Here is a 19,637-nt window from a genome sequence, read left to right on the forward strand (position 1 = left end):
AAGACGCCAGCTTCTTTAGCTTTTCGATAAATCGGCATACCACCCCCTCGGGCTAAAGCACTCTGAGCAACTAATACGATTCAGGACATCTCGGACAACAAAAAAGATCAACGCGCCTTTTGACGCGGCGGGCGAGACGCCTTAGTCGTTCACCAAGCGCCGATTAATTTATCTGACTAAACCCGCCTACCGCTTGGCAGCTAGGGCCTTAGCTTCCCGGAGCAGCGATGCCCAATGGAGCCCGAGGAAGAAAATAAGCTCTCGGGCCTGTTCTTCGGTAATGCCGGTTTCTTTGACCAAGCGTCGAACGACGATTTCAGGGTTGTTCGGCGGTCTATCCTGTTCGTCAGCCATAGGAGAAACTCCTTACGCTGCTAACCTCGCTATCTGGCGCTTGTTCCCAAGCGCGTGACTAAAAAGGCACCGAGCTAGCCCTAGCCCGTACCGCTCCCTTTTCGCGCCATATTGAGAAAGTTGGCCCGCAAGGCAGCGATCTCGGATCAGCGGCGTTTCAGACGCGCGCTGTTGAACGCCAGCGGGTTGTCGCCTTGGCGCAACTTAACACGCTGGAACTCGGGATGGAGCCGATGGATCGAAGGCGCATCAAGCCCGAGAACATTTTTCCAGGGGCTAGGCTCCCTCGTGATGCAGTTGTAGATCGCGCCGACTACTTCTGCCTCGGTCGGGAACAGGAGGTCGGACCGGTAGAAATCGTCGTAGACGGCGAGGATCGCACGCTCATAGAGCAGCCGGTTCCCACCAGAGAAAACCGTAAAGACGTCCGGGCCGAGTTGACCGAAGAGTTGCGGACGCGATGCATCCGATACTGAAGATACTGCGGACTTTGCCAAGATTCCCACCCCTGACGAGGAAGTTGACGGGAGCCCGTCTAAAGGTCAAGTGCATAAGGATTATGCCTGCCGGTAAGGCACGGAAAATAGTTCCACCGGCTTCGGGCGGTGATGAACAAACGGCCGTTTTTGAGATATTGGACATCAGCGTTGGCGTCCAGAATGCTGCGCAAAGCGGCCATCCGTTCCCACCGCCAGTGATTCACCGCCTCCCTTGCTGACGCTTCGCCCCTGACTTCACGGACAGCGACGCACGGCTTGGGTTGATGTGGGGCGCTACTGCTTCATCGCAGTGCACTTTCACCACACATACTCCTTGTGGTCTCGCCGCGCTCCGACAGTGCACATTTGCCATAGTGGCCAGGCGGGATGCGCGGTTTGGGCAGCCAGTCGTTGGCCAGCCGCGTGATCCGCTCCCAGGTCATGGCGTCGTTCTGGCTGCGGCGCCGAAGCGTCCGTCGCTCAAAGGGCGCAGGCAAAGCGCGCTACTCCTCGTCACCGAAACCCAGCAGCGACGCGTTGCGCATCTGGCTGTGGTCGCCGCGAAGATGCTTGATGCGCAGCTTCACCCCGGGCCTGACCCATTGTGTCCCCGGCCGTTTCTTCATGGCCTCCGGCGGCGGCCCGGCGTGCTCCCGAACCCTCTTGAACAGCCGCTCCTTCATGTCGCGGCCCAGGCTGATCAGGGCGGAACCGACATATTTCCCGGTGCCGGGCTGTGCCAAAAGGGCGAAGGCTGCCTCGCCGGGCTGGCGCTCGACGCCCAACAGTTCGAATTCATCGACCGTGAAGCTCTTGGTCTTCAGCCAGTTCGAGGTCAGGCCGCTGCGATATTTGCTGTCGGCGCGCTTCGAGACAATTCCCTCAAGCTCGACCTCCTCGACGAGGTAGAAGAGCGACTGCGCGTCACCAGGCAGGGCCTCGCTGAACCGAATCCGGCTGTGCGGCTTGATGATACCGCTGAGAATTTCGCGGCGCGCCTTGCAGCCGATGTCGCGCAGATCACGCCCGTTGAGGTGCAGAATGTCGAATGCGCACAGGTACATGCCGTAGGGATTGTTGTCGACGGCGTTCTGGAGCGCGTTGAAGTCGGGCATGCCGGCCTTGTCGGTGACGACCGCCTCGCCGTCGATGATGGCGTTCTTGACCTCAAACTCCGCCGCGGCTTCCAAAATGCCCAGATATTTACGCGTCCAGTCCTTACCGGTTTCGGTATAGACGCGGATATCCTCGCGGCTGTTGATAATGATCTGGGCGCGGTAGCCATCCAGCTTGATCTCATGAATCCAGTCGTCACCCTCGGGCGGCATGGCCACCAGCCTGGGCTTCATCGGGGAAATGAACTCTAGCCGGCCGGTGCCGGCATCTGCCCGCCTACGCATGGAACCCAGTCTAGGTCATCGGCATATATTAGCTACAGTCAATATTAGAAAATTCTAAAGGAATGTGCGACATGGCAGACGACGAAAGCAAACGCGACTTTCGCGACCGCAACAAGATATCGGCGGACGATGATTACGAAGTGAATTTTTTCGCTCTACAGAACAACATCACGCCGGAGCAGGTGCGCGAACTGATCCGCAAGCACGGCAACGATCGGGCAACCCTGACCGCCGCCGCGAAGGCATTGCCGGCACAATGATGACCAAACGCTCAGACCTGGGGCCGCCGATCGCCGGCTGGCAGAAAAGCCCGCGCCCCGTGGGGGGAAGAGGACGCGGGCTGATCGGAGGGACGAGCCGATCTCGCAGCATGTCTGCACAGGAAATAATGCTGCGGAAGCCAAACTTTCTACCTAAGCCTTTGTTCCAACGGAAAAAACCCGCCGCACCTTTCGCCAAGCCGGTCAATGAGGCCGGATTTCAATCCCTATTGGGCCGCACCTAAATTCCAGATGTCCCGATGCAGGCGCCATGTCCCGTCGTCGCCCTTTTTCCAGACGACGATGTACTTGCCCGCAAGGGTGGAGAGGGCGCCGTCTTTGCTCGGCACATCGAGCGTAAATGCGCCAACTTCGTAGGCGAGGTTCGCGCTCTCTTCCACTTCCAGCGCCTTCAGGGTGAGATTCTTCATCCCGCCTTTGATCGCGCCCTGCCAGAATTCTTCCACGCCCTTGCGGCCATCGATGCGCTTGCCGTCGGGCGGCAGCAAGGCAGCGTCCTCGGTATACAATTGACCCACCGCCGCCGCGTTTCCGCTGTTGAAGGCGTCCGTGAATTTCGGCAGCGCCGCTTCGATGTCCTCGCGAGCCGACTGGGCGGCCGCAGACAATGCAGACGAAAGAAGCAGCACAGCAGCAAATGCGAATGACTTAACCGGTCTCATCTCGTCCTCCCTTTGCGTGATCGACATATCTACCGGATGAATAGCACGCCCAACCCGAGTGCGCCGCCGCGCCCGCTAAATCGGCCAGACCTGATTTGCATTAGGCTTATCTAATATTATGCACAAGCGCCAGACGCTCTCAGCCCACACCCCGATCGGCCCGCTTTCTCCGCCAGAGGCGCGGGCTTGGCTCAGCAATATCCTGACGCCGTTTAGCGTGGAACGGCAGGTATTCCCGAGACTGAGCGCGCCGTTTCGGCGGAGAAAACCACGAAGGCAAAGATGAGCACGCTGGCAGCGACGATCATCGATCCCGTGGCGACGATCGGCTCAAGCGCCGGATTTCCATGCAGCATCAAGTAGAGGGCCGGCAACCCAAGCCGTTGCGGGCGGCCCGGCAGCCTGTTGGGGGTGACCGGCTGGCCACCGGGCCTGACCGGCTTGCGGCCGGCTGACGGAAACATGCGCTCACACTAATATAATTGCAACATCGAGATACCGCTGCGCACAGCGAGTTTGACGATCTCCCGTCCCGAAGCGGATGATGGGGCCGGAAAGCGATTTCGGTTCGATCGTCCGCGTGAAAAACGCTAGCCACGACGCCGCAGGTGTTCGACAAGCGCGCGCAGCTTCGGCGCGACGTTGCGACGGCTCGGATAATACAGGTAGAAGCCGGCAAAGCGCGGGCAATAGTCGACGAGAACCGGCACCAGTTCGCCCCGACCGATCCACGGGCGAAAGCTTTCCTCCATGCCGAAAGTGATGCCGGCGCCGGCAATGGCGAGCTTTATCATCAACGCCATGTCGTTGGTCGTGATCTCCGACGCGACCGCGACGCTGAACTCCTTGCCGCCCTCGGCGAATTCCCAGCGATAGGGCGCGACCTTCGGTGCGCGGCGCCAGCCAATGCAGCGATGGCCCGCGAGTTCCTTCGGATGCGAAGGCGCCCCGAACCGATCGCGATAGGCCGGCGCGCAGACGGCCAGCTGCCGCTCGTCACCGGCGACAGCCACCGCGATCATGTCCTGCTCGATCACCTCGCCGAGCCTGACGCCGGCATCGTATCCCTCGGCGACGATATCGAATTCCTCGTCCGTAACCGTGATGTCGATCTGAACCTCCGGATTGGCTTCGGCAAAGGCCGCCAGGAACGGCCCTGAAAGAAAGCGCTCGGCGATCGATGAGACAGCGAGCCGCAACTGCCCGCGCGGACGCCCGCGCAGGTCCCCTGTGCTCTCCATTGCGGCGCGCATGTCGGCAATGGCGGGCGCTATCTCAGCGTAGAGGCGTTCGCCAGCCTCGGTAAGACTGACGCTTCGCGTCGTGCGCTGGACCAGCGCGATACCGAGCGTCTCTTCCAGCCGCTTCATCGTCTGGCTCACTGCCGAGCGGGTGACGCCCATTCGGTCCGCAGCCGCGCGGAAGCTCCGCTCCTCGGCGACGAGGGCGAAGACGGCAAGCGCATTGAGATCCGGCTGCATTGGTTAGCTGCGCTTTCGACGCTGTGAATGAATGGTCGTCTTATCGCAACAGTGAAACGGATCCATCTTCGTGGCAACCGCTGCATGGCGGTTCGCAAGATCAACCAGGCGGAGACGAAAAAACATGTCCCTCAACAAAGTCGTGCTCATCACCGGGGCCTCGAGCGGCATTGGCGCCGCCATCGGCCGGGAGCTCGGTGCCGCTGGAGCAAAGCTCATGCTCGGTGCGCGCCGCACCGATCGGCTGAATGCCCTCGCAGAAGAGATCAGGGCAAAGGGCGGGGAGGCAATGATACGCCGCCTGGACGTGACCGACCGCGACGATGTCGCCGCCTTTGCCGAGGCGGCGCGCCAGGCCTGGGGACGCGTCGATGTGATCGTCAACAATGCCGGCGTCATGCCGTTGTCGCTGATGGTCTCGATGAAGGTCGATGAATGGGACCGAATGGTCGACGTCAACATCAAGGGCGTGCTCCACGGCATCGCTGCGGTGCTGCCGGAGATGACGGCCCGAGGCTCCGGCCATGTCGTCAACATCGCCTCCATCGGCGCGCTTTCGGTGTCGCCGACAGCCGCGGTCTATTGCGCAACCAAATACGCGGTCCGCGCCATCTCCGATGGCCTGCGGCAGGAGCACGACAACATCCGCGTCACCTGCATCCATCCCGGCGTGGTCGAGAGCGAGCTCGCTGACACGATCACCGATCCGGTCGCGGTGGAAGCGATGAAGACCTACCGCGCCATTGCGCTGCAGCCCGACGCGATCGGCCGTGCCGTGCGCTTTGCCATCGAACAGCCGGACGATGTCGACGTGAACGAGATCGTCATCCGGCCGACAGCCACCAAATAGGGAGGCAACAATGGATTTTCGTGTTCACAATTCGTGCATCTCGATTGCCGTCGCGTTGCTGCTCGCCGCGGTTCCTCAAACCGCCAGATCGCAGACGATGGAAGAGCGGCTGCAACGCGGCGACGCCGTCGTCAGAAGCCTGAATAATGGCGCTCCGCAGCCTGCGCTGGAACGCATGAGACAGGAGTTTCCGTTCCTTGCGGGAGCAACCCAGTTCTATGCGCTGGGCGACGTCTGGTCCCGCCCGGGGCTTGATGGCCGCACACGCCAACTCGCCGCCGTCGCGGTTTTCGCAGCCATGGGTGAGACTGCCTTCATGAAAATCCATGCCGGTTATGCGCTCAACATCGGCGTGTCCGAGGAAGAGCTGAAGGAAGTCATCTACATGGTGACGGTCCCGGCCGGATTCCCGCGCGCGATCGCAGCATCGCAAACGCTTTCCGAGCTGTTCACTGAACGTCGCGCCGCTCCCGGCAAACAACCCGGAGGAGCTGTCCCATGAAACAGATTTATCTACTTGCCGCTGCCGTGCTTGTTGCCGGCTTGGCCGGCTTATCCCTACAGAAAGGCCTCGCCCAGATGAATATCGAGCAAAATTCCGTTACCCCACCTTCGGCAAGCCACTCCTATGTCGGGATGTGGGTCACGGCCGATGGCCATATCCGCCACAACTTGCTTCCAAACGGTCGCTATGACGAAGCGCGCGGGAACCGTGACAGCGCATACCAGGGGCGCTATGAGATCCGGGGAAATCACATCGACTACTGGGACGACACCGGCTTTACCGCTGACGGAACGTTCATCGACGGCGTGCTGCACCACGCCGGCATGATCTTGTATCGGGAGTGGTAGATGACGTCCGTATCTCGATAAAAAGGTTTCGCATGGCGCCGCTGCACCATATGTCTCTTGGTGCGCAGCCAAAACAGGGGCTCACCTTGCCAACCGAACCACGTTCTCCACGGCTTGCAGTGCTGATCGACGCGGACAATACCTCGGCCAAGATTGCCGACGGCTTGTTCGAGGAAATCGCCAAGATCGGCGAGGCAAGCGTCCGTCGCATCTACGGCGATTTCTCCAGCACCCGCTCAAAGGCATGGGCCGATGTGCTGTCGAAGCATGCGATCATCCCGCAGCAGCAATTCGCCTACACCACCGGCAAGAACGCATCCGACATCACGCTCGTCATCGACGCCATGGACCTTCTCCACAGCGGGCGGTTCGAAGGCTTCTGCCTGGTGTCGTCCGACAGCGACTTCACCCGCCTTGCCGCTCGCATCAGAGAGCACGGCATCGACGTTTATGGATTTGGCGAGCAGAAGACGCCTGAGAGTTTCCGGCAGGCATGCCGCCGCTTCGTATACACCGAGAACCTGCTTCCGACTGCGTCAGCCAACGCGAACGACGCGGCGCCGGCGAAATCCTTGCAGCCGCCCAGCGCGGCGACGCCGGTCATCACCAGGGTCATTTCACAGATGGGAACCGAGGACGGCTGGGTGCCGCTCGGGATTGTCGGCAATCAGCTCGCCAATCTGGCATCGGACTTCGACCCCAGGACCTTCGGCTTTCGCAAGCTGAGCGATCTCGTGCGCAAGACCAATGCCTTTGAGATCGATCATCCCGAGGGCGGAGCGATGCGCATAAGGGTCAAGCCAGCTGCGAAGAGCCGAGAGAAATCGAAGTCGGCAGCATCGCGCTGAGCCCTGCAAAAAGCTAGCTGTCCCAAGACCGATTGGTGTCCGGATTGGTGTCCGATTGGCCTCTGGTCGGACCACAATTTCGCTGGCGAAAAACCGCCATTCGGCGTATTATTCTCGTGGCAGAGAGTTCATGGTGGAGGATGCCAATGAACGTCGTTTCGAGAGCGCCTGTCGTCGACTTGCCGACCCATGAACTTGTTTCCTCTGCGCTTTCAAAATTCCGCGCCGGCGACACCATATCGACCAGAGCCGCAATAGATACCATCCGCCGGGCAGGCCCGGCTTGTGCGGACAGCGACGACCAACTGGTCGAGCTTATCGTGATGACCGCAATTGGTAGGACCATGGGGATCGTGTTCGACCATCGGTGCCGCTAATGCACATCGCCCTCAATTGGCTTGCGCACTGTCTAAAATGAGACTGGCCACCTAAGCCACTCAGTAACCATGAATTGTGATCGGGATGGATCGCGCCATTCGCTATCGGAACGGATAATCCGCTGCGCCGTTGCTGCCGTTGGAGTCAGGGAGTGGCGATAATGCGTGATGAACAATTCGACGTTCCGGTGACGATCGAGAGCGAACGGACCGGGCGCCGGCTTTCGGTGACGAGGACGGTCCAGGCGGCCTCGCTTCTGGTCGACAGATGGCCAGACGAAAAGCGCGGGCCGAAATATCGCGCGGCCTTGAAAGCCATGATGGATGCGATGGAGCAGCGGCGGGCGGTCGGCAGTGCGCGGCGGGCATTCACGGCCGCCGCCAAGGAAGCCCATGTGTTTGTGCGCGAAGGCCGGCATTGAAACGCGTCACGTCTGAAGGCCTGGCGACGCGCCTTTAGTTCTTGTTTTTTAGGGCATATCCTGGTCCCAAACCGCTGCGCAGCTTTGGGCGACATGTATTGCTGTTGTTTATGCATGTCGTTGTCCCAAAACCGCTGCGCACTTTTCGGCGACATGTATTGCTGTTGTGTATGCATGTCGTTGTCCCAAAACCGCTGCGCACTTTTGGGCGACATGCATCAAGGAACCTCACGAAATCTCCGCCGTTATGCTCCAAGTCCAAGAGACTGTTTCGAAAGTCGCTCCGGCGAGTCATATGGTGGTGGTTTCGAGAACCGGAGCGCAGCGGACGTTTGGGTCCGTGAGCACCGGAAGCGCAGAAAACGCCATCAGATGGCCGCCGGAGTAGACTTTCCAAACAGTCTCTAAGTGAGGAGAGAACTGCCATGCCCGACGACAAATCCAAGACCGACAACCGCGATCGCTCACAGGTAGCCGGCGACGAAGACTATGAGGTGAGGCATCTCGCTGAGGAAGCCGGCATTACTCCCGAACAGGCACGCACTTTGATCAAGCGCCACGGCACCAATCGCAAGGTGCTGCACGAAATCGCCGAGAGCATAAAGGCGTCGTGATGACTGACAAGCGAACCGCAATGGCCGATCGGAAGAAACGCAAACCGGACGACAAGGAGGCCCTGCGCCTGGCCGAGACCACCGACGTATCGCCCAACCAGGCGAAGGACCTGATGCGCAAGCACGGCAAGGACAGCGCCAAGGTCGAGAAGGAAGCGAAGAACTTCAAGGCCGAAGGCTGAGCCGCCGACTTGGCGGCGAGTCCACTCTCGACGCCCCGCATCGGCTTCGCACGCGCCTGGTTGCGTTGTGGGCGGGTTGAGCGGCTTATCAATTTAAACTCGGCCTATTCCCGTTCTAACCATGCGGACGACTATACGCTGATTTTCGGCGGCTTCGCGCCGGCGTACGACTCGTGGTTGAGCGCCGCGCGCTGAGAACCGCGACGGCAAATCCTTTATAGGATTCTTATTTCTTTCCTCTTCGCCACGTCTCGAACCTTTATGGGGTTTGGATCCATATTCCGTCGCGAAGGACATGTCTCGCTCGCCATTATCATCGCGACAGAGTGTCTTCACATGACTTCAACGCTGCCGGCTGCAGGCAAGCCAGTGCAAAACCGAACATAAGGTACAAATCCGATGGACATCATCGTTCTCGGGATAGGGTTTTTGTTTTTCGCCCTGTTCTTCGCCTTCGTCAAAGCCTGCGACAGTCTTTAGGCGGAAGGACAGCAACATGCTTGTCGACTATATCCTCGGTGGCGCTGTGACCCTGTTCCTTCTCGCCTACCTGACATACGCCCTCGTTCGCCCAGAACGTTTCTGAACGGCAACTGGCGAAGGCACGGAAAGCTGTTTCAATGACATTCAACGGATGGATACAGATCCTCGTCTATTGCGGGATCGTCGTTTTGCTGGTGAAGCCGCTCGGCGGCTACATGTTTCGCGTTTTCAGCGGCGACCGCACATTGCTCTCGCCGATTTTGGCTCCTGTCGAGCGGAGCCTTTATCGCATCTCGGGGACCAGCGAGCGTGAGGAGCAGCACTGGACCACCTATGCCGCGGCCTTGCTGTTCTTCAACCTCGCCGGCTTCCTGGTGCTCTACGTCCTGCAACGGCTGCAGGGCAGCCTGCCTTACAATCCGGCCGGCATGAGCGGCGTCGAACCCGGACTCGCCTTCAACACCGCCGCCAGCTTCATGACCAACACCAACTGGCAGAACTACGGCGGTGAAAGCACGATGTCCTATCTCGTGCAGATGGCCGGCTTCACCGTGCAGAACTTCCTGTCCGCAGCGACCGGCATCGCCATCGCAATCGCGCTAATCCGCGGCTTCACCAAGGCTTCCGGCAAATCGATCGGCAATTTCTGGGTCGACATGACCCGCTGCACGCTTTACCTGCTGTTGCCGCTCTGCATCGTGCTGACGCTGGTCTATGTCTATCTCGGCATGCCGCAGACGCTCAGCGCCTATCTCGACGCCACAACCTTGGAGGGCGCGCGGCAGACGATCGCGGTCGGCCCTGTCGCCTCGCAGATCGCCATCAAGATGCTCGGCACCAATGGTGGCGGCTTCTTCAACGCCAATGCCGCGCATCCGTTCGAAAATCCCGACGCGATCTCGAACCTGATCCAGATGGTTTCGATTTTTGCCATCGGTGCCGCGCTGACCAACGTCTTCGGCCGCATGAACGGCGACCAGCGCCAGGGCTGGGCGATCTTGACTGCGATGGGCGTCCTGTTCATCGCCGGCGTCGCCGTCTGCTACTGGGCGGAAGCATCAGGCAACCCGCTGGTGCATGCGCTGGGCATCGACGGCAGCAATATGGAAGGCAAGGAAACGCGCTTCGGCATCGCCTTGTCGGCGCTGTTTGCGGTGATCACCACTGCCGCGTCCTGCGGCGCCGTCAACGCGATGCATGACAGCTTCACAGCGCTTGGTGGCATGATCCCGATCATCAACATGCAGCTCGGCGAGGTCATTGTCGGCGGTGTCGGCGCCGGTCTCTACGGCATCCTGATGTACATCGTGATCGCCGTCTTCGTCGCCGGACTGATGGTCGGACGCACGCCCGAATATCTCGGCAAGAAGATCGAGGCCAAGGAGGTCAAGATGGCGATGCTCGCCATTCTCTGCCTGCCGCTGGCGATGCTGATCTTCACCGCCATCGCGGTGGTGCTGCCGACCGGCGTCGCTTCGATGGCCAATGCCGGCCCGCACGGCTTCTCCGAGGTTCTCTATGCCTACACCTCGGCTGCCGCCAACAACGGCTCGGCTTTTGGCGGCCTGACCGGCAACACGCCCTGGTACAACATCACGCTCGGCATCGGCATGCTGATGGGCCGCTTCCTGGTCATCATCCCGGCTCTGGCGATCGCCGGCTCGCTGGTCGCCAAGAAGACGGTGCCAGCCTCCGCCGGCACCTTCCCGACCGACGGGCCGCTGTTCGTCGGGCTGCTGGTCGGCGTCATTCTGATCGTCGGCGGCCTCACCTTCTTCCCGGCGCTGGCAGTCGGACCGATCGTCGAGCACCTGGCTGGCATCCACGGGCAGATGTTCTGAACCGTCCCACCTTGGATCAAAATCATGTCCTGGCTCGAAACCATGCGTCGCAAGATTCGGCATCGCGCCGATCAGGAAGAGGCAACCCCGCCGCCTTTCCCGACCCCAAAGCCTTTCCCGACCCCGAAGCCTTTCCCGACCATGTCGACGTTCTTCGGCATTGCGGCAGTCATGATCGTGATCTGGCTGCTGGCCTCCGGGCTGCCGCATCTTCTTTCGGCCTACGATCGACCGGTCAACAACATCGATACTGGAGCCACTAAATGAGCCAGTCCAAATCCGCTGTCATCATGGATGCCCGCATCCTGCTGCCGGCCATCGACGGCGCCTTCCGGAAACTGAACCCGCGCACCTTGATGCGCAATCCAGTGATGTTCGTCGTCGCCGTCGTCTCGGCGCTCACGTCAGTCCTGTTCGTCAAGGATCTCGTTACTGGCGGCGGCGATCTCGGCTTCTCGCTGCAGATCATCATCTGGCTGTGGTTCACCGTGCTTTTCGCCAACTTCGCCGAAGCGGTCGCCGAAGGCCGAGGCAAGGCGCAGGCCGATTCGCTGCGCAAGGCTCGCACCGAGACCCAGGCCAAGCTGTTGAGCGGCGACGACCGCACCAGATTCAAGCTGGTGCCCGGCACCAGCCTGAAGGTCGGCGACGTGGTGCTCGTCGAGGCCGGCGACATCATTCCATCGGACGGCGAGGTGATCGAAGGCGTCGCTTCGGTCAACGAGGCGGCGATCACCGGCGAATCCGCTCCGGTGATCCGTGAATCCGGCGGCGACCGTTCGGCGGTGACCGGCGGCACGCAGGTTCTGTCCGACTGGATCCGCGTGCGCATCACCGCGGCCTCCGGCCAAACGTTCCTCGACCGCATGATCTCGCTGGTCGAAGGCGCTGCGCGCCAGAAGACGCCCAACGAGATCGCGCTCACCATCCTGCTCGTCGGCATGACGCTGATCTTCGTGCTGGCGACGGCAACGATCCCGAGTTTCGCCGCCTATTCGGGCGGCCACATTTCGGTGACCGTCCTCGTCGCCCTGTTCGTCACCTTGATCCCAACGACGATCGGCGCGCTGCTTTCGGCCATCGGCATCGCCGGCATGGATCGCCTGGTGCGGTTCAACGTGCTGGCGATGTCGGGCCGCGCCGTCGAGGCGGCGGGTGACGTCGACACGCTGCTGCTCGACAAGACCGGCACGATCACGCTCGGCAATCGCCAGGCGACGGCATTCCGCCCGGTCAAGGGCGTCACCGAGCAGGAGTTGGCCGACGCGGCGCAGTTGGCCTCGCTTGCCGATGAAACGCCGGAAGGCCGCTCGATCGTCGTGCTGGCGAAGGAGAAATACGCCATCCGTGCCCGCGACATGGCAACACTGCATGCCGCTTTCGTGCCCTTCACCGCGCAAACCCGCATGAGCGGCGTCGACATCGACGGCTCATCGGTTCGCAAGGGCGCGGTCGATTCGGTGCTCGCCCACGTCAATCAGTCGACCGTCGCCACGCATGGTGCGCGCCCCAGCAGCGACACCGTCCGCGACCTGCAGGCGATCGCCGACGACGTCGCCAAATCCGGCGGCACGCCGCTGGCGGTCGAGCGCGATGGACGCCTGCTCGGCGTCGTCCATCTCAAGGACATCGTCAAGGGCGGCATCAGGGAACGCTTCGCCGAACTGCGCAAGATGGGGATCCGCACGGTGATGATCACCGGCGACAACCCGATGACGGCGGCGGCGATCGCGGCCGAGGCCGGTGTCGACGATTTCCTTGCCCAGGCGACGCCCGAGGACAAGCTGAAGCTCATCCGCGACGAACAGGCCAAGGGCAAGCTCGTGGCCATGTGCGGCGACGGCACCAATGACGCGCCTGCCCTTGCGCAGGCCGATGTCGGCGTTGCCATGAACACCGGCACGGTCGCCGCACGCGAAGCCGGCAATATGGTCGACCTCGACAGCGATCCGACCAAGCTGATCGAGATCGTGGAAATCGGCAAGGCGCTGCTGATGACGCGCGGCTCGCTGACGACCTTCTCCATAGCCAACGACGTGGCCAAGTATTTTGCCATCATCCCGGCCATATTCGCCGTCTTCTACATCGCGCCGGGGCAGACATCAGGTCCGCTGCAGGCGCTTAACATCATGCATCTGGCGACGCCGCAGAGCGCCATTCTCTCGGCCATCATCTTCAACGCACTGATCATCATCGCGCTGATCCCGCTGTCGCTGAGAGGCGTCAGGTATCGCGCGATCGGCGCGGGCGCGCTGCTCAGCCGCAACCTTCTTGTCTACGGCCTCGGCGGCATCATCGTCCCCTTCGTCGGCATCAAGGCGATCGACATGGCCATCACCGCGCTTGGCCTCGCATAAGGAATTAAGTCCATGCTCAAGCAAATCAGACCCGCGATCACCATGATCGTTTTCTTCACCATCCTTACCGGCCTGATCTATCCGATCGGCATGACCGGCATCGCCCAGGCCTTGTTCCCGCGCCAGGCCAATGGCAGCCTGATCGAGAGGGACGGCAAGGTCGTCGGCTCCGAACTGATCGGCCAGGCTTTTGCCAGCGAGCGCTATTTCCATGGCCGGCCGTCGGCTGCGGGCGACGGCTACAACGCCGCCGCTTCGAGCGGCTCGAATCTCGGACCGACCAACGCCAAGCTGATCGACCGCGTCAAGGGCGATGCCGACAGGCTGAAAGCGGAGAACCCGAACGTGCCGGTGCCGATCGATCTGGTCACGACCTCAGGCAGCGGCCTCGATCCACATATCAGCCCCGAGGCCGCCTATTTCCAGGTCGCCAGGGTGGCCAATGCCAGGGGCGTCGACGAAGCCAGGGTCAAGTCCCTTGTCGACAGCCATTTGGAGGACCGCGAGCTCGGCTTGATGGGAGAGCCTGTGGTCAATGTGCTGGCGCTTAACCTGGCGCTGGACGAGGCCATCAAGCAATGAATGGTGGGAAGCAATGAGCGGTCGGCTGGGGATCGACACCATCCCCGGCGCCATTCATGATCGATTGTGATGCCGGACGACAGAAGCAACGAAACCCGACCCTCACCCGACGCCCTGCTTGACCGTGCGGAGCGGGAGGCGCGCGGTCGTCTGCGGATTTTTCTGGGCGCCGCACCCGGTGTCGGCAAGACCTATGAAATGCTGATGTCGGGCCGTGCAAGATTGGCCGATGGAGTGGACGTGGTGATCGGCGTCGTCGAGACGCACGGCCGCAAGGAAACCCAGGTGCTGGTCGACGGCTATGAGGTGATTCCCCGTCGTCGGGTCGACTACAAGGGGCGCATCCTCGAGGAAATGGACCTCGATGCCATCCTTGCCCGGCGCCCGGCGCTGGTCCTCGTCGATGAGCTTGCCCATACCAACGCGCCGGGCAGCCGCCATCCCAAGCGCTATCTCGACGTTCAGGAAATCCTGACGCATGGCATCGACGTCTACACCACGCTCAACATCCAGCATGTCGAAAGCCTGAACGATGTCGTGGCGCAGATCACGCGCGTCAGGGTGCGCGAGACGGTTCCAGACTCCATCATCGACCAGGCCGACGACATCGAGATCATCGATCTCACGCCCGACGACCTGATCAAGCGGCTCGAGGAAGGCAAGGTCTATATCCCCAGCACCGCCCGGCGCGCGATCGAGAATTATTTCTCGCCGGGCAATCTGACGGCGCTCAGGGAACTGGCGCTGCGCCGCACCGCCCAGCGCGTCGACGAGCAGTTGCTGACCCACATGCAGGCCCACGCCATACCCGGGCCCTGGGCGGCGGGGGAAAGGGTTCTCGTCTGCGTCGATGCACGTCCGGGCGGGGCGGCCCGCGTCCGCTATGCGCGGAGATTGGCCGACCGGCTCCGCGCCCCCTGGACGGCGCTTCATGTCGATACCCCTCGTTCAGCCGCCACGTCCGAGGAGGCCAAGGATCGGCTGGCGACGCTGCTGCGCCTTGCCGAGCAACTCGGCGCCGAGGTAACGACCATTCCAGGTCAGAACGTCGCGCAGGACATCGTTCGCCATGCGACCGCGAACAACTTCACCCATATCGTGATCGGCAGGCCGACCCGATCGCGCTGGCGGGAATTGATCGAAGGCTCGTTGACTTATGATCTCATCCGCAATGCCGGCGACATCAGCGTCCATGTCATTTCGGGAAACGAACGCAACGCCGAGGCGACGTCAAGGACCGTCAGGGCGGCGGACGAGCAGTCGCAATTCGAGATCTGGCCCTATCTCAAGGCCACGGCCTATGTTGTTGGCTCGCTCGCCTTCGCCGCCCTTCTCCACCAGTTTCTCGACGTTCGCAATCTGGCGATCATCTTTCTCATCGGGGTTCTGACGTCGGCGGTGACGGGCGGTCTCTGGCCGGCCTTGTATGCCTGCCTCATCAGCGCCATTGCTTTCAACTATTTCTTCCTGGAACCACGTTACACGCTGACGATCCAGGATCCGGAGAGCATCGTGGCGCTGGCTGCCTTCCTGGTTGTTGCGGTCATTGCCAGCAATCTGACAGTGCGCGTGCAGCGACAGGCGGTCGCTGCCCGCTCGCGGGCACGCGCCACGGAAGATATCTATCTTTTCTCGAAGAAGCTCGCCGGCGCCGGCACGCTTGACGACGTGCTCTGGGCGACTGCCTTCCAGATAGCCTCGATGCTGAAGTTGCGCGTGGTGCTGCTGCTGCCGGAAAACGGCACGATCACCGTCAAGGCTGGTTACCCACCCGACGACACGCTGGCCGAGGCCGACATCGCGGCCGCCCGTTGGGCCTGGGAGCACGATCGTCCCGCGGGCCGCGGCGCCGACACGCTTCCCGGAGCAAGACGCCTGTATCTACCGTTGCGGACCGGGCGCACCGCCGTCGGCGTCGTCGGCCTCGACAACGACAAGCAAGGCCCGTTGCTGACTCCCGAACAGAAGCGCCTCCTCGACGCGCTTGCGGATCAAGCGGCAGTCGCCATCGAGCGCATCCAGCTTGTTGCCGACGTCGACCGGGCCAAGCTCGAGGCCGAGGCGGACCGCCTGCGCTCGGCGCTGCTGACCTCGATTTCCCATGACCTGAAAACGCCGCTTGCCGCCATCATGGGCGCCGCCGGCACATTGCGGGAATTTGCGCCGGCGCTTCCCGAAACGGACCGGGCGGACCTGCTGTCGACAGTGCTCGACGAATCGGAACGGCTGAACCGCTTCATCGCCAATTTGCTCGACATGACCAAGATCGAGTCCGGTGCGATGGAGCCGAACTACGCATTCCACTATGTCGGCGACATTGTCGGCACCGCCTTGGATCGAGCCCGAAAAATCGTCGGCGAACACAAGGCCGAAATGGACATTCCCACGGATCTGCCGATGCTGAGGGTCGACCCCGTCCTATTCGAGCAGGCGCTGTTCAATCTGCTCGACAATGCCGCCAAATTTGCGCCGCCTGGTTCGACGATCCGCCTGCAGGGCTGGGCCGACAATGGATCCGTCATCTTGCAGATCATGGACGAGGGGCCAGGCATTCCGCCAGCGGATCTGGAACGCATTTTCGACACGTTCCACCGGGTGCGCAAGGGCGATCAGGTCCGTGCCGGCACCGGGCTCGGGCTGTCGATCTGCCGTGGCTTCATCGAGGCGATGGGCGGGACGATTTCGGCGGCCAACAGGACCGACCGCTCGGGTGCGGTTTTTACCATCAGGATGCCGGTACCGGCAGACCAACATGTGGACGACCCCGACATGGATGACCTGCCATGACGAACCTGGACGTCAGGATATTGGTCGTCGATGACGAACCGCCGATCCGCAAACTGCTTCGCGTCGGTCTTGGCAGCCAGGGCTATGCGATCAGCGAGGCGCCGAACGCCAGGACGGCAATCGAGCTCATGGACACGGAAAAGCCGGACCTGATCCTGCTCGATCTCGGCCTGCCCGGCATGGACGGCCACGAATTGCTGCGCAAATGGCGCGACGACGGCCTGGATGTTCCCGTCGTCATCCTTTCCAGCCGAACCGACGAGGCCGGCATCGTCTCGGCACTTGATCTCGGCGCCGACGACTATGTCACCAAGCCGTTCGGCATGAACGAGCTTGTCGCGCGCATCCGCGTGGCGCTCCGCCACAAGTTCCAGCAGCAAGGCGAGAAGCCGGTCTTTCACACCGGCGATCTCACGGTCGACCTGGTGAAGCGCATCGTCATGATCGAGGGCAGGGAGATAAAGCTCTCGCCGAAGGAGTACGACATCCTGCGTATCCTCGTGCAGCACGCCGGCAAGGTTCTCACCCACCAGTTTCTTTTGAAGCAGGTCTGGGGCGATTCGACCGACGTGCAGTATCTCAGGGTCTATGTGCGGCAGCTCAGGCAAAAGATCGAGAAAACGCCAGACCAACCGCGTTACATCACGACCGAAACCGGCGTCGGGTATCGCCTGCGCGAAGTGGACTGAATGCTGGAAAGCATGACTTTACGACCAGGCTCAATCGGCTGAGAGTTCCGCGGTCCGGACAAGCGCGCCGCTGAAGCCGGCCAGCGAGATGGAAAAGGCGGGATCCGCTGCGCAACCGCATTGATCTCCAACGTGGAGGCGGACTCCAGCAGCGGCGTGATTTTCGTATCGAGTGCCATGTAGGTCAGACGCGGCGGGCCCGTCTAACCCCACTGCAGGGCGCGCGTCTACCATCAGCCGCCTGTTGCGGCTGATCCAGCGCTCCACAACCAGGGGTCCCGGTCGCACGGCGAAGCCGACTTGATCAGCTTTTCGTTTAACGATCTTGACAGCGATCGAGATGGCTTCGGCCACACGCGGTCCGTGATGTCCAGGATCGGCGAACAACCTTCGGTTAATGGGAACGGTCGACGCGAGGCGTTCAGGACCGGACCCGGCGCCGTCCCGACCTGGATGCTGGCGGCGCGCGGATAAGGCACGAGAGCCCGACCTTCGGTGTAGACCAGCCGATGGCGCGCTTGCGGCCTTTGATCTCCTTGCCGGCGGCATAGCTGCGGCCGCCAGTCCTCGCAGGTCCTCACGGTCTGGCGCAAGTCGCGCGTCGCGAGTACGCGCATAATTGAATATCAGATTGGTTGCATTACAGTATGAAACTTTGCGTTATCACGCCTCAACAAATTCTCTTTAACAAAATCCAGGGTTAACAGCTGCCTGCCCCAGCTTAGCCACAGTCGGTTTTTACCAAGCATGATGGGGGAATTCTACAGCTTGGCGGGAACGTCCAAAAACGAAACAGTGGAGCGACAACCTGATGCCGCAACATAGCGCACATGAACAATATCTACTTGAACTTATCAACGCAGGGAGGGCTAAGGCCGGCGTGCAGCCGCTGGCCTTTGACAATGATCTCAGCGAGGCGGCTGAGGGGCACAGCAGATGGATGCTTGCAACCGACACCTTTTCTCACACGGGGTCGGGAGGCTCCACGCCCACCCAGCGTATGAAGGCTGCTGGCTACACCCTCGCGGGCTCCTGGGCGACAGGGGAGAACATCGCATGGGCTACGACCAGATCACCGACAGGCTATAATGACGAAATACTGCTTCTGCACAACAACCTGATGAACTCCTCGGGTCATCGTGCCAACATCCTCAACGGGAACTTCCGCGAGGTAGGTCTTGGCTTCGAGGTTGGCGATTACCGGGGACGCTCCAGCGGTTTCGTGGCGGAGAATTTCGCCAAGACTGGATCAGACCTGTTCCTGACCGGTGTGGCGATCGACGACAAGGACGGCGACAGGTTCTACGATCCCGGTGAAGGTCTATCCGGTCTCACCATCACAGCGAAGAGTTCGACGGGCACGACGTTTACGACCAAGACCATGACCGCCGGCGGTTACGACCTCGCTCTCAAGCCGGGCACCTACACAGTAACCTTCTCGGGGGCGGGCATCGAAGCTTCGACGCGCACCGTCTCTGTCGGGAGCAAGAACGTCAAACTCGATCTCGTCGACCCGAAACAGGGAGCCGTCGCTGCCGTTCAGGATGAACCGGCGACCGTTTCCGATCCGGCGCCGCAGCAGGACCCGACGCCAACGGCGCAAGCTGAACCGGCCCCGACAACCCAGCCGGATTCTGGGCGGCCGGATTCTGGGCAGCCGGTTTCTGGCTCCGAGTGGCTTGCAACCTTCTTCAGCAAACACGGCACAAACTTCCGCTCTGGCCAGACCTTGGCCGAACATGAGGAGGGTGAAGGAACGCCTGGCACGGCTAAGGAGAGTGGTGCACAGGTGGCGCTTGAGGGCGATAACATCGTGTTTCCACAACTCGGGAACGCTCTGGGCCAACTCGACGACGCTATCGAGCAGGTCCGCGACGATGCATCGACCGCGTTAGCAACTGCGGGCGATCCGAAACCGTCATTTGATTGGGCAGAGTACGCACATACGCAAGCGGGCGATGGCGACGCGCTGGTTGCGAAGCTCATCGAGCAACTGTCTGCGCATAACAACAGCACGATCGCCGATCAGGCCGCGTAGCCGATGCCGGACGATGCGGGCTTGCAGCTATTGGCCCGCATCGCCTGCTGACGCGCGC

22 protein-coding genes and 1 pseudogene are annotated in these 19,637 nt (G+C 61.4%); 16 read left to right on the plus strand and 7 right to left on the minus strand.

The window, feature by feature from the left end; genetic code table 11:
• Positions 1-186: 186 nt before the first annotated feature.
• The 3 genes from NMG70_RS04695 to NMG70_RS04705 all read right to left on the minus strand — a co-directional run bounded on the left by NMG70_RS04695 (position 187) and on the right by NMG70_RS04705 (position 2,233).
• Positions 187-354 carry a hypothetical protein gene (locus tag NMG70_RS04695; protein WP_254023449.1) on the minus strand — a complete coding sequence of 56 codons (168 nt, stop codon included), beginning with the start codon at positions 352-354 and terminating at the stop codon, positions 187-189.
• Between the two features lie 146 nt (positions 355-500).
• On the minus strand, positions 501-851 hold the full coding sequence (locus NMG70_RS04700) for a hypothetical protein (RefSeq protein WP_254023450.1): 351 nt from the start codon (positions 849-851) through the stop codon (positions 501-503).
• A gap of 485 nt (positions 852-1,336) precedes the next feature.
• Complete coding sequence (locus tag NMG70_RS04705) at positions 1,337-2,233, minus strand: ATP-dependent DNA ligase (protein ID WP_254023451.1); 897 nt, start codon at positions 2,231-2,233, stop codon at positions 1,337-1,339.
• 71 nt (positions 2,234-2,304) lie between these two features.
• Between NMG70_RS04705 and NMG70_RS04710 the strand changes: the two genes are divergently transcribed.
• The gene (locus NMG70_RS04710) at positions 2,305-2,493 is read left to right on the plus strand and encodes a DUF3606 domain-containing protein (RefSeq protein ID WP_254023452.1); all 189 of its coding nucleotides are present in this window, start codon (positions 2,305-2,307) and stop codon (positions 2,491-2,493) included.
• 227 nt (positions 2,494-2,720) lie between these two features.
• Here the strand turns inward: NMG70_RS04710 and NMG70_RS04715 are convergent, their stop codons facing one another.
• The 3 genes from NMG70_RS04715 to NMG70_RS04725 all read right to left on the minus strand — a co-directional run bounded on the left by NMG70_RS04715 (position 2,721) and on the right by NMG70_RS04725 (position 4,657).
• Positions 2,721-3,176: a YybH family protein gene (locus NMG70_RS04715; protein ID WP_254017801.1), complete on the minus strand. Its 456-nt coding sequence runs from the start codon at positions 3,174-3,176 to the stop codon at positions 2,721-2,723.
• 212 nt (positions 3,177-3,388) lie between these two features.
• Positions 3,389-3,640 carry a hypothetical protein gene (locus NMG70_RS04720; protein WP_254023453.1) on the minus strand — a complete coding sequence of 84 codons (252 nt, stop codon included), beginning with the start codon at positions 3,638-3,640 and terminating at the stop codon, positions 3,389-3,391.
• Between the two features lie 126 nt (positions 3,641-3,766).
• Positions 3,767-4,657 carry a LysR family transcriptional regulator gene (locus NMG70_RS04725; RefSeq protein WP_254023454.1) on the minus strand — a complete coding sequence of 297 codons (891 nt, stop codon included), beginning with the start codon at positions 4,655-4,657 and terminating at the stop codon, positions 3,767-3,769.
• Between the two features lie 124 nt (positions 4,658-4,781).
• On the opposite strand from NMG70_RS04725, the gene NMG70_RS04730 reads away from it, so the two are divergent.
• The 14 genes from NMG70_RS04730 to NMG70_RS04800 all read left to right on the plus strand — a co-directional run bounded on the left by NMG70_RS04730 (position 4,782) and on the right by NMG70_RS04800 (position 17,541).
• Positions 4,782-5,507: an SDR family oxidoreductase gene (locus NMG70_RS04730; RefSeq protein ID WP_254023455.1), complete on the plus strand. Its 726-nt coding sequence runs from the start codon at positions 4,782-4,784 to the stop codon at positions 5,505-5,507.
• 97 nt (positions 5,508-5,604) lie between these two features.
• The gene (locus tag NMG70_RS04735; protein WP_254023456.1) at positions 5,605-6,009 is read left to right on the plus strand and encodes a carboxymuconolactone decarboxylase family protein; all 405 of its coding nucleotides are present in this window, start codon (positions 5,605-5,607) and stop codon (positions 6,007-6,009) included.
• Positions 6,006-6,359, plus strand: coding sequence for an Atu4866 domain-containing protein (locus NMG70_RS04740; protein WP_436798350.1), 354 nt, complete (start codon positions 6,006-6,008; stop codon positions 6,357-6,359). The genes NMG70_RS04735 and NMG70_RS04740 overlap by 4 nt, the downstream gene beginning before the upstream one ends.
• Before the next feature lie 86 nt (positions 6,360-6,445).
• On the plus strand, positions 6,446-7,207 hold the full coding sequence (locus NMG70_RS04745; RefSeq protein ID WP_254023457.1) for an NYN domain-containing protein: 762 nt from the start codon (positions 6,446-6,448) through the stop codon (positions 7,205-7,207).
• 538 nt (positions 7,208-7,745) lie between these two features.
• Complete coding sequence (locus NMG70_RS04755) at positions 7,746-8,006, plus strand: DUF982 domain-containing protein (protein WP_254023459.1); 261 nt, start codon at positions 7,746-7,748, stop codon at positions 8,004-8,006.
• 425 nt (positions 8,007-8,431) lie between these two features.
• The gene (locus tag NMG70_RS04760; RefSeq protein WP_254023460.1) at positions 8,432-8,620 is read left to right on the plus strand and encodes a DUF3606 domain-containing protein; all 189 of its coding nucleotides are present in this window, start codon (positions 8,432-8,434) and stop codon (positions 8,618-8,620) included.
• Complete coding sequence (locus NMG70_RS04765; RefSeq protein WP_254023461.1) at positions 8,620-8,802, plus strand: hypothetical protein; 183 nt, start codon at positions 8,620-8,622, stop codon at positions 8,800-8,802. Before NMG70_RS04760 ends, NMG70_RS04765 begins: the two co-directional genes overlap by 1 nt.
• A 496-nt stretch (positions 8,803-9,298) precedes the next feature.
• On the plus strand, positions 9,299-9,388 hold the full coding sequence (locus NMG70_RS04770) for a K(+)-transporting ATPase subunit F (RefSeq protein WP_036266998.1): 90 nt from the start codon (positions 9,299-9,301) through the stop codon (positions 9,386-9,388).
• A gap of 34 nt (positions 9,389-9,422) precedes the next feature.
• Complete coding sequence (gene kdpA / locus NMG70_RS04775; protein WP_254023462.1) at positions 9,423-11,126, plus strand: potassium-transporting ATPase subunit KdpA; 1,704 nt, start codon at positions 9,423-9,425, stop codon at positions 11,124-11,126.
• 24 nt (positions 11,127-11,150) lie between these two features.
• Complete coding sequence (locus NMG70_RS04780) at positions 11,151-11,393, plus strand: hypothetical protein (protein ID WP_254023463.1); 243 nt, start codon at positions 11,151-11,153, stop codon at positions 11,391-11,393.
• Positions 11,390-13,483, plus strand: coding sequence for a potassium-transporting ATPase subunit KdpB (gene kdpB, locus NMG70_RS04785; protein WP_254023464.1), 2,094 nt, complete (start codon positions 11,390-11,392; stop codon positions 13,481-13,483). The genes NMG70_RS04780 and kdpB overlap by 4 nt, the downstream gene beginning before the upstream one ends.
• Before the next feature lie 12 nt (positions 13,484-13,495).
• Positions 13,496-14,065, plus strand: coding sequence for a potassium-transporting ATPase subunit KdpC (gene kdpC, locus NMG70_RS04790; protein ID WP_254023465.1), 570 nt, complete (start codon positions 13,496-13,498; stop codon positions 14,063-14,065).
• A 69-nt stretch (positions 14,066-14,134) separates the two neighbouring features.
• Complete coding sequence (locus tag NMG70_RS04795; RefSeq protein ID WP_254023466.1) at positions 14,135-16,852, plus strand: DUF4118 domain-containing protein; 2,718 nt, start codon at positions 14,135-14,137, stop codon at positions 16,850-16,852.
• Complete coding sequence (locus tag NMG70_RS04800; RefSeq protein ID WP_254023467.1) at positions 16,849-17,541, plus strand: response regulator transcription factor; 693 nt, start codon at positions 16,849-16,851, stop codon at positions 17,539-17,541. The genes NMG70_RS04795 and NMG70_RS04800 overlap by 4 nt, the downstream gene beginning before the upstream one ends.
• Before the next feature lie 210 nt (positions 17,542-17,751).
• On the opposite strand, the pseudogene NMG70_RS04805 reads toward NMG70_RS04800, so the two are convergent.
• Positions 17,752-18,128, minus strand: a pseudogene (locus NMG70_RS04805) (IS5/IS1182 family transposase); the annotation flags it as partial.
• Between the two features lie 224 nt (positions 18,129-18,352).
• Between NMG70_RS04805 and NMG70_RS04810 the strand changes: the two are divergent.
• Positions 18,353-19,579, plus strand: coding sequence for a CAP domain-containing protein (locus NMG70_RS04810; protein WP_254023468.1), 1,227 nt, complete (start codon positions 18,353-18,355; stop codon positions 19,577-19,579).
• The last annotated feature ends 58 nt before the right edge of the window (positions 19,580-19,637 follow it).

Origin of the sequence: Mesorhizobium ventifaucium (assembly GCF_935822925.1) — a bacterium.
Classification (GTDB): domain Bacteria; phylum Pseudomonadota; class Alphaproteobacteria; order Rhizobiales; family Rhizobiaceae; genus Mesorhizobium; species Mesorhizobium ventifaucium.

Bases quoted from the DNA above. Each gene is read 5' to 3' on its own strand.
- NMG70_RS04810 (WP_254023468.1), top strand. From the start codon at position 18,353: ATGCCGCAACATAGCGCACATGAACAATATCTACTTGAACTTATCAAC.
- NMG70_RS04795 (WP_254023466.1), top strand. From the start codon at position 14,135: ATGCCGGACGACAGAAGCAACGAAACCCGACCCTCACCCGACGCCCTG.
- NMG70_RS04800 (WP_254023467.1), top strand. From the start codon at position 16,849: ATGACGAACCTGGACGTCAGGATATTGGTCGTCGATGACGAACCGCCG.
- NMG70_RS04755 (WP_254023459.1), top strand. From the start codon at position 7,746: ATGCGTGATGAACAATTCGACGTTCCGGTGACGATCGAGAGCGAACGG.
- NMG70_RS04695 (WP_254023449.1), bottom strand. From the start codon at position 354: ATGGCTGACGAACAGGATAGACCGCCGAACAACCCTGAAATCGTCGTT.
- kdpC (WP_254023465.1), top strand. From the start codon at position 13,496: ATGCTCAAGCAAATCAGACCCGCGATCACCATGATCGTTTTCTTCACC.
- NMG70_RS04765 (WP_254023461.1), top strand. From the start codon at position 8,620: ATGACTGACAAGCGAACCGCAATGGCCGATCGGAAGAAACGCAAACCG.
- kdpA (WP_254023462.1), top strand. From the start codon at position 9,423: ATGACATTCAACGGATGGATACAGATCCTCGTCTATTGCGGGATCGTC.
- NMG70_RS04720 (WP_254023453.1), bottom strand. From the start codon at position 3,640: ATGTTTCCGTCAGCCGGCCGCAAGCCGGTCAGGCCCGGTGGCCAGCCG.
- NMG70_RS04770 (WP_036266998.1), top strand. From the start codon at position 9,299: ATGCTTGTCGACTATATCCTCGGTGGCGCTGTGACCCTGTTCCTTCTC.
- NMG70_RS04710 (WP_254023452.1), top strand. From the start codon at position 2,305: ATGGCAGACGACGAAAGCAAACGCGACTTTCGCGACCGCAACAAGATA.
- NMG70_RS04705 (WP_254023451.1), bottom strand. From the start codon at position 2,233: ATGCGTAGGCGGGCAGATGCCGGCACCGGCCGGCTAGAGTTCATTTCC.
- NMG70_RS04780 (WP_254023463.1), top strand. From the start codon at position 11,151: ATGTCCTGGCTCGAAACCATGCGTCGCAAGATTCGGCATCGCGCCGAT.
- NMG70_RS04760 (WP_254023460.1), top strand. From the start codon at position 8,432: ATGCCCGACGACAAATCCAAGACCGACAACCGCGATCGCTCACAGGTA.
- NMG70_RS04735 (WP_254023456.1), top strand. From the start codon at position 5,605: ATGGAAGAGCGGCTGCAACGCGGCGACGCCGTCGTCAGAAGCCTGAAT.
- NMG70_RS04730 (WP_254023455.1), top strand. From the start codon at position 4,782: ATGTCCCTCAACAAAGTCGTGCTCATCACCGGGGCCTCGAGCGGCATT.
- kdpB (WP_254023464.1), top strand. From the start codon at position 11,390: ATGAGCCAGTCCAAATCCGCTGTCATCATGGATGCCCGCATCCTGCTG.
- NMG70_RS04715 (WP_254017801.1), bottom strand. From the start codon at position 3,176: ATGAGACCGGTTAAGTCATTCGCATTTGCTGCTGTGCTGCTTCTTTCG.
- NMG70_RS04725 (WP_254023454.1), bottom strand. From the start codon at position 4,657: ATGCAGCCGGATCTCAATGCGCTTGCCGTCTTCGCCCTCGTCGCCGAG.
- NMG70_RS04740 (WP_436798350.1), top strand. From the start codon at position 6,006: ATGAAACAGATTTATCTACTTGCCGCTGCCGTGCTTGTTGCCGGCTTG.